Genomic DNA, 13,512 nt, shown 5'->3' with positions numbered 1-13,512 from the left:
TCGGCCGGCCGCCGAACCGGGGCGTTCGGGGCCCTCACCGTCGCAGATCGTGGGTCACGATCGCCGCGGTTCCGGGGTACCGCTCCCGCTTCGGATCGGCGATCGTGTTCGGGACCGTGTTCCCGGACCCCACACACGCCGACGGACCGTAACCATCTTAAGTATCTCCCGGCTACGGGAAGATGAGTCCTGGTAGGGTAGTGGACTATCCTCTTGGCTTGCGGAGCCAGGGACCGGAGTTCAAATCTCCGTCAGGACGTTCACTTCGTTCGTTTCACTCACTCCGTTCACGTCCTGACTAGCTCCACGCTCGCTTCGCTCGCGTGGAACTCCGTCAGGACGCTTTTCACGAAGCAATACTGCGAGCGTAGCGAGCAGTCTGCGAAGTGAAAAGCGTCCACGGAGATTTGAACAAAAAAGTCGCAGCGGACGAGCGAAGCGAGCAAGGGCTAGTCAGCGTAATGCAAGGTGGAGCCTCCGACCTCAAGGAGCGAGCGAGTAGGTCGGAGAGGAAACCGACACGGTACTACACCAACCACGTTCGATGGCTGGCTGACTCCCTACCGAACCGTTACTAATATAAAAACAACAGCTTACATCTGAAACACGGATGGAGGTACGTCGCACCGTCCCCGTCAAACTCGACGTGGCCGACAGCGACGCCGACCTCCTCCACGAAACCATCTCCGAGTTCCTGTGGGCTGCCAACTACGTCGTCGACCACGCGTGGCAAGGCGAGTACAAGACCACGAGCAAAGCCGAGCTCCAACGCGAAACCTACGACGATGTGCGTGCCGAGACGCGTCTCCAAGCGAATCTCGTCCAGAACGCTCGCAACAAGGCCGCCGACGCCGTACAGAGCATCGTCGCTCGGTGGAAGCAAGGCGACTACGCGGGGAAGCCGCACTTCTCCGCGCCGACGCTCGTCTACGACAAGCGGTGTGCGACGTTCAATGACGACCACGCGACTCTCTCGACCGTCGAAGGTCGTATCACTGCGGAGTACGTCCTTCCCGACGAGAGCCGCGAAACGCCCCACTCGGAGTACCTGTTCAACGACGACTACGAAGTGACTGGCGGGGAACTCCACTACCGCGACGGTGAGTTCTACCTTCACGTCCGAACAAAGGCGGACGTGGAGTTCGAGACTGCCGACGACGGCAACGACGGGCACAACACAGTCCTCGGCGTTGACCTCGGCATCGAAAACGTCGCCGTTGCCTCGACAGGTGCGTTCTGGAACGGGTCAGAGTTGAACCACTGGCACCGCGAGTTCGAGAAACGACGCGGCTCGCTTCAACAGCGTGGAACGCGGACAGCTCACGAAACCGTCCAGTCGGTTGGACGTACCGAGACGGGTCGCTACGACCACTTCTTACACACCGTCTCGAAAGAACTCGTCGCGGAAGCCGTCGAAAACGGCTGTAGCGTGATTGCCTTTGAGAACCTGACAGGGATTCGTGAGCGGATGCCGAACGTCAAGAAATTCCACGCATGGGCGTTCCGACGTTTGTTCGAGTACGTCGAATACAAAGCCGAGATGTTCGGTATCTCGGTCGAACAGGTGAGTCCTGCGTACACGAGCCAGCGGTGTTCTAAGTGCGGGACGACGCTCCGAGAGAACCGCCAGACGCAAGAACGATTCTGTTGTGTGAAGTGTGGCTACGAAGTGAACGCCGACTACAACGCGGCGAAGAATATTGGCCTGAAGTATCTCCGCTCGGCGCAAAAGTCGTCGGGCGGAGGCGTACCCGTAAACGTGCGCTTGAATCGCGGGACATTGAACGTGAATGGCGATTACGAGCCTTCCGCCGATGGCGGCCAGAACGGGAGTCCACGCGAAAGCCCCACCCTCAACGAAGCGAACGGCGAAGCCGTGAGCGAGTAGGGTGGGGTAGTTTACTGCCGAGATGCATCTCGTACTGCGGATCGTCGACGATCATCTCGGGGTCGAAGATGTCCTCCCAGTCGCCGCTCACTTCGAGGGCGGCGTGGTGGAGGTAGTTCCACAGCATCGCCCGTCGGTGCGGATCACGCTCCTCCCGTGCTGCCCGTTCGATGTCGCTGATGTGACCGAGATGGCCGTCGGGATAGTGTGCCATACGAGAACGATCACCGGTGAACGAAATAAATATCCGGGGGGCTCCGATGCAGTCCGCAAGCGGCGATGGATTGCCGCGTCGAAGCGGTCGGTGAGGGCCTCGTGTCGTCGTATATCGTCGAACGAAGGCCGTCGGCCGACCTAGAAGCCGCCGGCCGCCATCACGAACAGCGCGACGGCGATGACCGCAAAGAGCACGCCGACGCCCGTCTTGATGAAACTCGTGTCCAGCGCCGCCGAGACGTACGGTGCGATCTGTCCGCCGGTGACCGTGGCCGGGACCGTCCAGACGACCATGTTCCACGGGGTGGACGCGAGGCTCATACTGTGGCCGCCGGGGACGAACTGGCCGCCGAAGACGTGAACCAGTGACGCCAACACCGCGGTCAGCGCGACGACGATGTGGTTGGTTCCGATGGCGACTTTCACCGGCACCTCGGTCCGAAGCATCGAGATGATGCCCAGTTCGCCGATCCCGAAGCCGGCGAGTCCCTGAAACACGCCGCCGATACTGTAGTTGGCGAAGCGTTCGAGATACCCCCCGTGGGAGTAGCTGTAGTCGTTGCCGTCGCGGTCGACCCGTGTGACGGTCCCGTGCGTGTCCATCTCGACGCCGGCCGGCCCGAGTTTGTCAGCGTCGTTCGGCAACGAACCACCGTCGGTCGACACCTCGGCACCGCTGTCGGTCGATATCTCGGCACCGCTGTCGGTGCCACCAGGTTCCTCGTGGCCCAAATCAGCCTTGAACAGGAGATACGAGGCGGCGATCAGCGCCAGTCCCAGCAGGAGGTGAAACACCGGCGCGGGGATGACGAACGAGAGCAGCGCGCCGCCGACGACGAAGGGCACGCCACCCGCGACCAGCGTGAGCGCGAGGCGTCGATCAACCAACCCGTACTGGATGAACGCGAGCGCGGAACTGGAGAGGCCGAACGACTCGCTGATGAGTCCGACCTTCACGAGCGTCTCGGGCGTGAGCGTCTCACCCGCGATGAGCGGGAAGATGAAAATGAGAAACGGGACGAAGAGTGCGGATCCGCTGATGCCGACCGTATTGACGATGGTGGCGCCGACGAGGAAGGCAAGGAAGAGCCACCAGTACTCCAGCCAGTAGCCCGTTCCCGACCCCTCCGTCGGAGCCACGAGATACACGCTCACCACGAACAGCAGCGGAGCGAGGAACACGAACAGGTGCTGATACTTGAGGAAGGTCTTCTGAACCGTATCCGACCGCGAAGACGTGCTCATTGCGGGGTAGCCCTACGTTCGGAAAGTCTGACATAAATGCGTTTTCTTCTCCGGTATGTGTCCCGATGATTCATGTACGATCTTCCGGTATGCTGTGTGTTCCACAGTGGCAAACGCGTACGCCGTATGCAGCACCCACAATATGTAAATTCACAAATAATTCAACGAGGTCGTCCGGAAAGGACGGATCTCGGCGTACGAGGCGCTGATCCCCATCGAGAACTGGGCAAGCATTGGCTGTTTCCGTCATCGAGAACGGGTTTATAAGGGGCCGAGACGACCCGACACGTATGCGGACCCGGTCACCGTGGAGCACGTCGTCGAGGTGGCCGAACCGGCGCCGACGGCGGAGTCGGAACGATAGGCGCCGAACGACGCGAAACAGCCGTCGTCCCGCCACGTTTCACTTTCGCTTTCGGGGTCGCTTTTAAAGGCTGACGGGGTGAATCCATACGTATGAGCCAATCGACGTTCGACGACGACGACCTGTTCGGCGAGGCGGCCGCCGAGACCCGCGCGGAGGTCGAGAGCCACCTGGAGGCGGCACGCGCCGAGCTCCCCGACCCGGACGCGGTCTGGGAGACGGAGGCCGACAACGTCCTCGGCATGCTCAACGGCCTCAAGTCGGCCCTGGACGCCGGCGACGCCGCCGACCACCTCCGGCAGGCGAAGAAGGCCTACGTGCTCGGCGAGCGCGCGGACGCCTTCGAGGACGCCGACGACCTCGAGGCGGCGATCGACGACGTCGCCGACCTGATCGCCGACCTCGAGGACGCCGCCGAGGACGTCGCCGACCTCACCGGAACGGTGCCGGCGATCCGCGGCGCCCTGCAGGACGCCGCCGCGGACGACGCCGATGATGCGGACGACGCGAGCGACGCGGACGACGCGGACGATGCGGCTGAGACGAGCACGGAGGCCGACGACGCCGCCGAGGCGGAGGAAGCCGAGGAGTAGCGACCCGGTCGCAGATCCGGCGCGGATCGCATCCGGAGCGTGGATCGCATCCGGAGCGTGGATCGCGAACGAGTAGCGAAGAGCGGACCGCGATCGGACGGTCCGTCCTCGTCGTTGCTTATAAACCACCAAGGGATGCTCCGAACGAACTTATAAACACGCGACGGCTCGGACTGCCCGGCGAACGAGCGTCGATCAGTTCGCATCGAGATCGCGGTCGACGACCGCGGTCAGGAGATCCACGAACGACTCGCTCGCGAGTTCGAGCAGACGCTCGCCGCGATCGCGGTCGCCCCCGCGCGGGTCGCCGACCACGCCGTTGTCGGTGAACGCGTCGGAGTCGTGCGCCAGGTTGACCCCGGCGACCCACTCGCCCCAGCGGTCGGTCGCTCCCGCGGCCGCCGCCTCGATCCGGTCCTCGCGAACGAGCTCGGGATGGGTGGCCCGCAGGAGCGCGGTCTCGAGGGGGCCGCCGTGGCCCATCTCGCTCGCGTGCTCGCCGACCGCGTCGAACCAGGTGAACGCGACCGCGTAGCCGCCGTGGTCCGGATCGCGCGAGAACCGACGGGCGACCTCCGCGAGGGCGTCGACGTTCCCGCCGTGGCCGTTGGCGAACACGACGCGCTCCACCCCGTGCCGGACGAGCGAGACGGCCGTCTCGCGGACGTACGCGCGGAACGTGTCGGGGGTCACCCAGAGCGTCCCGTCGAAGCCGCGGTGCTCCTCGGCGATCCCGACCGGGATCGTCGGCGTCACGAGGACCTCGCCGCCCCGTGCGTCCGCCGTCGCGTACCGGTCGGCCGCCTCGGTCGCGACGGAGGCGGCGTTGAGCGCGTCGGTTCCCAGCGGTGCGTGGGGGCCGTGCTGTTCGGTGCTCCCGACCGGGATCACGGCCGCGTCGATCGTCGCGTCGCGGACGTCGGTCCAGGTCGCATCCGAGAGGTGCATACCCCAACTCGGGGGGCCGGGGACTTTAGTCGTCGAGGTCGGCCTCCGCGTCGGTATCGGCCGCAGTCGTCCCGTCGGTCGCAGTCGTCCCGTCGGCATCGATCGTCGCGGTGCGCTCGGTCGCGCGCTCGATGAACTCCTGCGGGAGATCGTCGATCTCGCCGGCCTGGACGCCCCAGAGGTTCGCGTAGAGCCCGTCGCTCTCGAGCAGCTCCTCGTGGGTTCCGCGCTCGACGATCCCGCCGCCCTCCAACACGAGGATCGTGTCGGCGTCCTTGATCGTCGAGAGCCGGTGGGCGATCGCGAAGGTGGTTCGGTCGGTCGTCAGCCGGTCGAGGGAGCGCTGGATCAGCATCTCCGTCTCGGTGTCGACGTCGGAGGTGGCCTCGTCGAGGACGAGGATCTCCGGGTCCGCGAGGACGGCCCGGGCGATCGTGAGCCGCTGGCGCTGGCCGCCCGAGAGCTTCACGCCGCGCTCGCCGACCATCGTGTCGTAGCCGTCCGGCAGGTTCTCGATGAACGAGTGCGCCTCGGCGGCCTTGGCGGCGGCGACGACCGCCTCGTCGGTGGCCTCGAAGGTGCCGTAGGTGATGTTCTCCCGAACGGTCCCGTAAAAGAGGTACGAGGACTGGCCGACGTAGCCGATCGACCGCCGGAGCGACGGGAGCGTGACGTCCCGAACGTCCTGGCCATCGATCCGGATCGCTCCCTCGTCGACGTCGTACATCCGGAGCAGCAGCTTGAGCACGGTCGACTTCCCGGCGCCGGTCGGCCCGACGAGTGCGACCGTCTCGCCGCCCTCGACCGTGAAGTCGACGTCGGCGACGATCGGCTCGTCGTCGTAGCCGAAGGTGACGTCGTCGTACTCGACGCGGCCCTCCTCGACGACGAGTTCGGCGGCGTCGGGGTTCTCGCCGAGCCGCGAGGGCTCGTCCATCAGCCCGAAGACGCGGGCGGCGGAGGCGCGGGCGCGCTGGTACATATTGATGATCTGACCGAACTGCGCCATGGGCCAGATGAACCGCTGCGTATAGAGGATGAAGACGACGAACATCCCCGGCGAGAGGTCGCCCGAGAAGGGACCCGGCGGGCCCTGAAACACCCACAGGCCGCCGACCACGAACGTGAGCACGAAGCCGATCCCGGCGACCAGCCGGAGGGCGGGGAAGAACGTGATCCGCGTCTCGATGGCGTCCCAGTTGGTGTCGAAGTACTCCCCGGAGACGTCGTCGACGCGGTCGGACTCGTAGCCCTCGGTCGTCGCGGACTTGATCACCTGGATGCCGCCGAGGTTGTTCTCGATCCGGGAGTTCAGCTTGCCGACCGTCGACCGCACGGCGGCGTACTTCGGCTGGATCGTCCGCACGAACAGGTAGGTGAACCCCGCGATGATCGGCACCGGCGCGAGCGCGACGACCGCCAGCTGCGGGTTGATCCACAGGAGGATGCCGCCGATCCCGAGCACCATCACCGCCAGGCGGAACAGCGAGTTCATCCCGTCGTTGAGGAAGCGCTCGAGGCGGTTGACGTCGTTCGAGAGCACCGACATCATCTCGCCGGTCTGCTTGTCGGCGAAGAAGGTCATGTTCAGCCGCTGCATCCGGTCGTAGGTGTCGGTCCGGACGTCGTGTTGGACGTGTTGTGCGAAGGCGTTGAACCCCCGATTGCGGAGCCAGTGGAACCCGGCCCCGAGGAGGAACGCGCCGGCGACGACCGCGACGATGAACCGGAACTGCGCGAACTGGGTCGTGGGAAGCCACGCCTCCGGCAGGATGACGAGCGGGATCTGCTCGGCGAAGGGCGGCACCTCGCCCGCCTCACGCTGGCCGGCCGTGACGAAGATGGTGTCGACCGCGATCCCGAGCATCAGCGGCGGGAGGAGGTCGGCAAGGCGCGCGACCACGCTCGCGAGGATCCCCACGATCACGTGCCGGCGGTAGGTCCAGCCGTACTCGCGGAACAGCCGCTTCATCGGGTTCTCGACGGCCTCCCGCTGGTCCTCGAAGGGATCGTCGTCCTCCCACTCCGGAGCACTCATTCGGTTTCCACTACCGGAGTCCCGGCAAAGAGACTTCGCTTCGGGCGACCAGGTGGCCGGCCACGCCGCTGGCTGCGGCCGGTCACGACGTTCGTTTCGGGTGTCACAGCGAGTCGTCGATCACCACGCGGTCCCCGACCTCGATCCCGTGGTCCTCGAGGTAGCCGTACCGGACCTCGAGGACGTACTGGCCGTGACCGTCGTATCCCGTGTAGGGCTCCTGCTCGGGCTCGGCCGAGTAGGCCGTCGTGATCGTCCCGTCGGCGTCGATGAAGACGATGTCGATCGCGAAGGATATGTTTCGCATCACGTAGGTGTGGGTGCCCGGCTCCGCGTAGGTGAACAACATCCCCTCGTTCGGATCGAGCGACTCGGTCTCGGAGAGTCCGGTATAGCGCTTGTCGAAGGTGTCGGCGATCCGGACGTCGACGGTCGCGAGTCGCTCGCCGGTTTCCGCGTCCTCGATCTCGACCGTGGTCCGGTCGTAGTCGTCGGCCGTCCACAGGTCGACCGCGAGCAGGCCGAGGGCGGCCGCGACGAGCACCAACGCGACGGCGATGAGACGACGGTTCACGGACGTGGTTCGTGGCGCGGAAAGAAACCGTTTTCCGCTCCGGGAGCGATCGACTCGATACGGGCTCGTGGTCTAGTTGGTTATGACGCGGCCTTTACAAGGCTGAGGTCGGTGGTTCGAATCCGCCCGAGCCCATGTCCGCGGCGAACCGAACGGTGAGCCGCAGGACTGGCTGGGCGGATTCGAAGCAGGGAACGGAGCGAGCGACGCGAGCGGAGTGAGTGAGATTACTCCGCGTAGCGTTCGCCCGCCTCGATGCACACGTCAAGATGATTCTCGAAGGTATGAGCGGCACCCGTAGACGTCGAAGTACGCACAGAAGGGATTGTAGGCACGGTTAAAGTTGAGAAGCCAAACGCCGTCGTGCTCATCCATCGAAATCGACGAACGAGGATAGTCAGCGAAGTAATCGTCCTGTATTGACCGTTCAGAGTGATCGGTCTACGTTATATAATGACCACAACCGGGGGAAATTTATCACCTGCTAAGGATTTCAACAGAGCCTTAGAATCCGATATAAGATGCGTGCTAAATACAATGCGCGAATCTTGCACGGCGAATGGGTTCAGCTTGAAATCATCTAAAAGACGAATGCTGAGAACCTTTCCGGCACCCATTTGTTTAATTAATATACGGGAATATCTCCGACGTAGAGTGATAACGTGCATCATACAGTAATTTCGGGTGGGACTGTAGTCACACCTGAACAAACAGCGGAAATGGACATTGGCCTTCGAAACGGAGAGATAGTCACGCTCTCCGATGCCGGGGTTCTTGACAGCGGTACCGACCGAACAATTGACGCGTCGGGGCAGTACGTCTTCCCCGGATTCATCGATTCTCACGTTCACGTGAAAATCCCGCTTGGCGAGTTCGTCACCCGAGACGGATTCGCGGAGGCAACACGGGCAGCGGCTCACGGGGGGACTACGACGATCGTCCCGTTCGCGATTCCTAATCCCGATGAGAGACCACTGGAGGCGTACGAACGGCGTCGCGAAAATGCCGATGGCAATGTCTTCACGAATTATGGCCTCCACGCTTGCCTGACTGAGGTGACTGACACCACACTCGATGAGATACCGGAGCTCATCGAGCGTGGCGCTGCTTCAGTCAAGATGTTTATGGTGTACGAGGGCCGGCTGATGGTCTCACATGGGGAGATACGGGAGGCATTCGAGACTATCGAAAAGAACGATGGGTTAGCGCTGATCCATGCCGAAGATGAGGAGATAATCGGTTATCTAGTCCAACAGCAAGTAGAAGCCGGGGAGACAGATTTCTCGGTTCATCCCGACACGCATCCGAACGTGTCAGAAACGACGGCAATGTGGACCATCGCTGATCTCGTTGAAGAGACCGGTTGCCCGGCGTTCTTCGTTCACGTGAGCACGAAGGAAGCCGAGCGAGTGCTGGAATCAGCTGCCGACCGTGAAATACCGCTCCTTGCTGAAACCTGTCCACATTATCTCACCCTAACACGAGAGGTCTACAACCGCGAAGACGGTGAAAAATTCGTCTGTAGTCCTCCGATTCGCTCCCAGGAGAACAACGACCGTCTCTGGGAGATGCTTGACCGAGGACAGATTCAGACAGTTAACAGCGACCACTGCGGGTACGACACCGAGCAGAAAGAGAAGTACCGTGATGACATCACCAAGATGCCGATGGGGCTGCCCGGTGTCGAAACGCGGAACACAGTCTTCTATACCGATGCAGTGGCGGAAGGACGGCTCTCAGTGGAGCGCTTCGTTGAACTCACCACGACGAATATCGCGAAGATGTTGGGTCTGTATCCACAGAAGGGTACCATCAGCGTCGGTTCTGATGCTGATCTCGTTGTGTTTGACCCTGAGGAGACGTGGACTCTCAAGAACGACCAACTGCAGATGGCGACGGATTACTCTCCGTTTGCCGGAAAGCAAATGGTCGGCCGGCCAACGACCACGATGGTCGGCGGGGAAGTCGTCGTGCAGGACGGAACAACGGTTGGTGGGAAAGTAGGGGAGTACGTCCCCACGGATGGTAGCAACGCGAAACAAACATTCAGCAGTCGACTACATCAACACCAATGAGTGGCAACAACATTTCACACGAGGAGACGGCAGAGGAAGCGGCCGGGCTTAGCCTGAAAGGTAAGGACATTATGCCGAAGTCCATTGAGGACAGAAGCATTTCGAGTTTTGGGTTTCTCCTGATCAGCGTTGGGCTCTACGTGCAGCTTGTCTCGTTCGTCGCCGGCGCACAGGTGTATCCAGCACTGTCCCCGCTGATGATCATCGTAACGGTTATCGTCGGGAATCTTGCCGTGTGGGTACTGCTCGTCTTAACTGGTGATATCGGTCTCAAACATGGTATCCCGTTCGCAGTATACATCCGTGCGCCGTTCGGCTATCTAGGGGCGCATATACCGGCGCTCGTTCGGGCGCTCCCGGCTGTGTTCTGGTTCGGGTTCCAGACATGGCTCGGTGCTACTGCACTGAACCTGATTATGGAGACGTTGACCGGATATTCAAACCTGATGGCGATCATCGTGGTATTCGGCCTGTTCCAAATCCTGAACACAGCACTTGGGATCGACGCCATCTCGAAGTTCGACTGGGTTGCGGCACCAATCCTCATCATCACGGGGATCATTATGGAAGTGGTTCTGATCCAACGGTATGACCTGACCTTCGCCGAACTCTTCTCATCGAGCGGTGAAGGCGGCATCTCCTTCCTCTCCGCAGTGGCCATTATGGCCGGTGCGCAAATTACAATGGCAGTCAATATCGCAGACTTTACGCAGTTCCTCAAGCGGCCCGAAGGCGAGACGAGTTGGGTCGAACGTAACAAGGGGAGTGCATGGGCGCAGTTGTTCGGTTTAGTGCCGCCGATGGCGTTCTTCGTTATCGTTGGTATGACCAGCGGCATCGCAACTGGTGAGTGGAATCCCATCTTCGTTATGGCGGATGTGTTCGGTGGGAACACGATCCTCCTGATATTCGTTTTGGCAGCGTTCGTCATCTTCGCGCAGGTTGCTTCGAACACTGGTCAGAATCTCCTTCCTCCGGGTTATGTGTTCGTGAATCTCTTCCCCCGACGAATTTCGTTCCCGACTGCCGTAACCGCTGCAGGGGTTGTCGGGTTGCTCATCCAGCCGTGGGAGTACGCAGATCTCGTCCCGACAATCCTGCTCTGGATCTCGGCTCTGCTCGGACCAATTGTGGGAATTATGATTGCGGACTACTACGCCATCCGGAAACGTGAACTCAACCTCGATGAGTTGTACGATGCCAATGGCCAGTACACGTACTGGCGGAATTTCAATCCCGCAGCGATGATAACGTATGTGATATCTGCGGGGCTTGGGCTCCTATTCCCCGATCTGGCATTCTTCGTGGCTATGTTGGTGAGTATCGGCCTCTATTACGGCCTAATGAAACTCTGGGTTCTGGACATCTATCCACAGTCCGAGGTCGCACCGCAACCAGAGTCGGCAACAGTGTCCGACGACTAGCACTCCGGACTGCCATTTTTGTTTCCTTGACGCTCTTGTAGAACATTGTTGATGTGAGTCTTCTTGTGATTCTATGGTACGTTTAACGGATCGAGAATGTACGACTCAACGGTTCTGACGGCTTGCTGCTGAATAAGACCTCCATCAGGAGGCTATATCAACGATCTTCGACAGAAGAGTGAGTCAGATTTTCCGGATACAGGACCATCACTCTATACCCAGCACGTAGTCTGATGAATGTCAGATTATAAATATTTCAACAGAGTCGGTAGTTCATATATCGAGTTAGTGAGTACCAACACCACCCTGTTCCCGGAGGACCGTCGCCACGTCTCCGAGACGCTCGGACTCCATCGGGAGGTTTTCGAGTGCCGTCTCGAGATCGACGGCGAGCGAGTACTGGTTCTCGTCGCCACGACCTCTCCCCTGCCGCTTGTTGAGCACGTTCGTGTCGGCGAGATCGTTGAGTCGATCGCGGAATCGGCGGTTCGAGAGGGCGTTCACGTCCGCGTACTCACAGAAGGTCTTGTATTGGGTGTATATCGGCGTCGTCGTCACGGGTGTGTCACCGTGTATCCCGTGATACGTGACCGCCATCAGCGCGAGCATTCGCTGGTTCGGGAGCGTCTGAATGCCGGATTCGATGGCCTTCGTTTCGAGGAAATCCCGTGCCTCACGGACGTGCGCTTCGGTGACGGTCGTTTCCCCCCTATCGTCGGCGAACCGGGTCGCGCGAAACAGGAGTCGGATCGCCTCGCGAGCGTCTCCCGTATCCTGTGCGCCTAACGCCGCGGCAAGTGGTATCGTGTCGTCACTCAGGATCTCACTTCGCAGGTGCTGGTAGTCCTCGATGTCGTCCTCGAAATACGTGTCACGAAGGGCCCCGACGGCACGCCGTGCGAGGATGTTTCGGAGCTGGTTCGCGTCGTACGGCTCGAATCGAACCTCGTCCTCGCCGAGGCTTGACCGGACGTCGGCGTCGAGGTTCTCCCGGAACTGGAGGTCGTTCGTGATGCCGATCAGCGAGAGCCGAACCCCGTCCGGGTTCGATCGCGGAAGTTCGTAGAGGATGTAGTCGTCGTCGCCGATGGCGTCGATCTCGTCAAGAACGACGATCACCGTCCCGCCGATCTCCTCCAGGTTCTCGAGCACCATATTGAGCAGGGTCTTCCGCTGATGCCCGCTCGGGAGTTCCTCGCCGGGGCCGAATCGCTTCTCCCGAAGTCGTTTGACGAGGTGCGTTAGAACGTGGTAGGACCCGTCCATCCCCTTGCAGCGAACGTGGACGACGGTGAGGTCCATCTCCGAGCCGTCGGCGTATTCCTGGAGCTGGTCGGTCTTGAGTCGGATGCCCACGGTTTTTCCCTGACCGGATTGCCCGTAGACGATCAGGTTGAGCGGGGTCGATCCCATCGTCGCCGGTCGAAGCGCGGAGTGGATCTGATCGAGTTCGACCTCGCGCTCCGGCAGCGACTCCGGTTGGTACGTCTGCTCGTTGGGATTGAGGACGTCCATATCCGCGAAGATGGTCTCCTCGTTGCCGAACGCCTTCATACGCTCCCGTTCACACACTCAATTTATAAAACCCCCGCGTCCGAGATGTCTTTCTGTCTTAGTGACGGGGAATTGTCCTGAAAGACGGGTTCCGAACCGTTGGCTTGGAGCGATCTCGAGCAGACGTCACCCCGGGGAGGGGGGTGCGTCCGGCAAGACGCCGAATAGTGTCTCCCCCTACTGAGTAAAGGGTATAATCCAGATGCTCGCTCTGAGAAGGACGTCATAGAACGGATATCAAATACGGAGTGTGAATCGCTCAATACAGCCACCTTTTTCATCGTCCTCAGAAATCAGAGATTTCTGATGGGCTGCACGAGAGCACAGCTCTCGTGAACGTCGGGTTCCCGCACTCACTCCGTTCGCTCGGGAACCACTCCTCGAAAACCCTGGAGGGAAAAAGCCGACTCCGCCGTCTTCGACGGCTCCGTCGGTAAACCGCTCGCTCACGACGTTCGCTCGCGGATGCTCAAGAAGCAGTCTTCAACGACTGGCCGTTTCGTTTACTTTATATCTGAGAAATAGGCTACAGCGCCTACAGCACCCTTTCATTACTGCCGTTTGTCGGACGCACCCCCCTCCCCCGGAGGGGC

Annotated in this window: 11 protein-coding genes and 2 tRNA genes; 6 read left to right on the top strand and 7 right to left on the bottom strand. The window is 61.2% G+C overall.

All coding sequences use genetic code 11. The features are described from left to right. Positions 1 to 186: 186 nt before the first annotated feature. Together CPZ00_RS07785 and CPZ00_RS07780 are read left to right on the top strand one after the other, a co-directional pair. Positions 187 to 259, top strand: a tRNA-Arg gene (locus CPZ00_RS07785). A 351-nt stretch (positions 260 to 610) separates the two neighbouring features. Then, the gene (locus CPZ00_RS07780) at positions 611 to 1,888 is read left to right on the top strand and encodes an RNA-guided endonuclease InsQ/TnpB family protein (protein ID WP_096389935.1); all 1,278 of its coding nucleotides are present in this window, start codon (positions 611 to 613) and stop codon (positions 1,886 to 1,888) included. Here CPZ00_RS07780 and CPZ00_RS07775 read toward each other — a convergent pair. Together CPZ00_RS07775 and CPZ00_RS07770 are read right to left on the bottom strand one after the other, a co-directional pair. Beyond that, on the bottom strand, positions 1,854 to 2,102 hold the full coding sequence (locus tag CPZ00_RS07775; protein WP_096390379.1) for a hypothetical protein: 249 nt from the start codon (positions 2,100 to 2,102) through the stop codon (positions 1,854 to 1,856). The genes CPZ00_RS07780 and CPZ00_RS07775 overlap by 35 nt on opposite strands. A 140-nt stretch (positions 2,103 to 2,242) precedes the next feature. Further along, positions 2,243 to 3,349 carry a sulfite exporter TauE/SafE family protein gene (locus CPZ00_RS07770; protein ID WP_096390378.1) on the bottom strand — a complete coding sequence of 369 codons (1,107 nt, stop codon included), beginning with the start codon at positions 3,347 to 3,349 and terminating at the stop codon, positions 2,243 to 2,245. 456 nt (positions 3,350 to 3,805) lie between these two features. Here CPZ00_RS07770 and CPZ00_RS07765 point away from each other — a divergent pair, with 456 nt between their 5' ends. Beyond that, positions 3,806 to 4,306 carry a DUF5790 family protein gene (locus CPZ00_RS07765; RefSeq protein WP_096390377.1) on the top strand — a complete coding sequence of 167 codons (501 nt, stop codon included), beginning with the start codon at positions 3,806 to 3,808 and terminating at the stop codon, positions 4,304 to 4,306. A gap of 195 nt (positions 4,307 to 4,501) precedes the next feature. On the opposite strand, the gene CPZ00_RS07760 is transcribed toward CPZ00_RS07765, so the two are convergent. From CPZ00_RS07760 to CPZ00_RS07750, 3 genes are all read right to left on the bottom strand, one after another. Then, positions 4,502 to 5,254 carry a creatininase family protein gene (locus tag CPZ00_RS07760; RefSeq protein WP_096390376.1) on the bottom strand — a complete coding sequence of 251 codons (753 nt, stop codon included), beginning with the start codon at positions 5,252 to 5,254 and terminating at the stop codon, positions 4,502 to 4,504. Between the two features lie 25 nt (positions 5,255 to 5,279). Next, positions 5,280 to 7,292, bottom strand: coding sequence for an ABC transporter ATP-binding protein (locus CPZ00_RS07755; RefSeq protein WP_096390375.1), 2,013 nt, complete (start codon positions 7,290 to 7,292; stop codon positions 5,280 to 5,282). Between the two features lie 103 nt (positions 7,293 to 7,395). Next, positions 7,396 to 7,866: a DUF192 domain-containing protein gene (locus CPZ00_RS07750; RefSeq protein WP_096390374.1), complete on the bottom strand. Its 471-nt coding sequence runs from the start codon at positions 7,864 to 7,866 to the stop codon at positions 7,396 to 7,398. A 61-nt stretch (positions 7,867 to 7,927) separates the two neighbouring features. Here CPZ00_RS07750 and CPZ00_RS07745 point away from each other — a divergent pair. Further along, a tRNA-Val gene (locus CPZ00_RS07745) sits at positions 7,928 to 8,001 on the top strand. Between the two features lie 129 nt (positions 8,002 to 8,130). Here the strand turns inward: CPZ00_RS07745 and CPZ00_RS16140 are convergent. Then, positions 8,131 to 8,241 carry a DUF1684 domain-containing protein gene (locus CPZ00_RS16140; protein ID WP_199243340.1) on the bottom strand — a complete coding sequence of 37 codons (111 nt, stop codon included), beginning with the start codon at positions 8,239 to 8,241 and terminating at the stop codon, positions 8,131 to 8,133. A gap of 287 nt (positions 8,242 to 8,528) precedes the next feature. Here CPZ00_RS16140 and hydA point away from each other — a divergent pair, with 287 nt between their 5' ends. Together hydA and CPZ00_RS07735 are read left to right on the top strand one after the other, a co-directional pair. Next, positions 8,529 to 9,941: a dihydropyrimidinase gene (gene hydA / locus CPZ00_RS07740; RefSeq protein WP_157744209.1), complete on the top strand. Its 1,413-nt coding sequence runs from the start codon at positions 8,529 to 8,531 to the stop codon at positions 9,939 to 9,941. Beyond that, positions 9,938 to 11,365 (top strand): cytosine permease, encoded by a 1,428-nt coding sequence (locus CPZ00_RS07735; protein WP_096390372.1) that lies wholly within the window; start codon positions 9,938 to 9,940, stop codon positions 11,363 to 11,365. Before hydA ends, CPZ00_RS07735 begins: the two co-directional genes overlap by 4 nt. Positions 11,366 to 11,650: 285 nt before the next feature. Here the strand turns inward: CPZ00_RS07735 and CPZ00_RS07730 are convergent, their stop codons facing one another. Then, a complete protein-coding gene (locus CPZ00_RS07730; protein ID WP_096390371.1) occupies positions 11,651 to 12,919 on the bottom strand; it encodes a Cdc6/Cdc18 family protein in 1,269 nt (422 codons plus the stop codon). Between the last annotated feature and the right edge of the window lie 593 nt (positions 12,920 to 13,512).

It is taken from the genome of Halopenitus persicus, from assembly GCF_002355635.1.
GTDB classification, from domain to species: Archaea; Halobacteriota; Halobacteria; order Halobacteriales; family Haloferacaceae; genus Halopenitus; species Halopenitus persicus_A.
This window is presented reverse-complemented; position numbering and strand designations above follow the sequence as displayed.

Excerpts from the sequence above, each read along its gene's own strand:
- CPZ00_RS07770 (WP_096390378.1), bottom strand. The coding sequence starts at position 3,349 with ATGAGCACGTCTTCGCGGTCGGATACGGTTCAGAAGACCTTCCTCAAG.
- CPZ00_RS07775 (WP_096390379.1), bottom strand. The coding sequence starts at position 2,102 with ATGGCACACTATCCCGACGGCCATCTCGGTCACATCAGCGACATCGAA.
- CPZ00_RS07735 (WP_096390372.1), top strand. The coding sequence starts at position 9,938 with ATGAGTGGCAACAACATTTCACACGAGGAGACGGCAGAGGAAGCGGCC.
- CPZ00_RS07760 (WP_096390376.1), bottom strand. The coding sequence starts at position 5,254 with ATGCACCTCTCGGATGCGACCTGGACCGACGTCCGCGACGCGACGATC.
- CPZ00_RS16140 (WP_199243340.1), bottom strand. The coding sequence starts at position 8,241 with ATGGATGAGCACGACGGCGTTTGGCTTCTCAACTTTAACCGTGCCTAC.
- CPZ00_RS07765 (WP_096390377.1), top strand. The coding sequence starts at position 3,806 with ATGAGCCAATCGACGTTCGACGACGACGACCTGTTCGGCGAGGCGGCC.
- CPZ00_RS07755 (WP_096390375.1), bottom strand. The coding sequence starts at position 7,292 with ATGAGTGCTCCGGAGTGGGAGGACGACGATCCCTTCGAGGACCAGCGG.
- CPZ00_RS07780 (WP_096389935.1), top strand. The coding sequence starts at position 611 with ATGGAGGTACGTCGCACCGTCCCCGTCAAACTCGACGTGGCCGACAGC.
- CPZ00_RS07730 (WP_096390371.1), bottom strand. The coding sequence starts at position 12,919 with ATGAAGGCGTTCGGCAACGAGGAGACCATCTTCGCGGATATGGACGTC.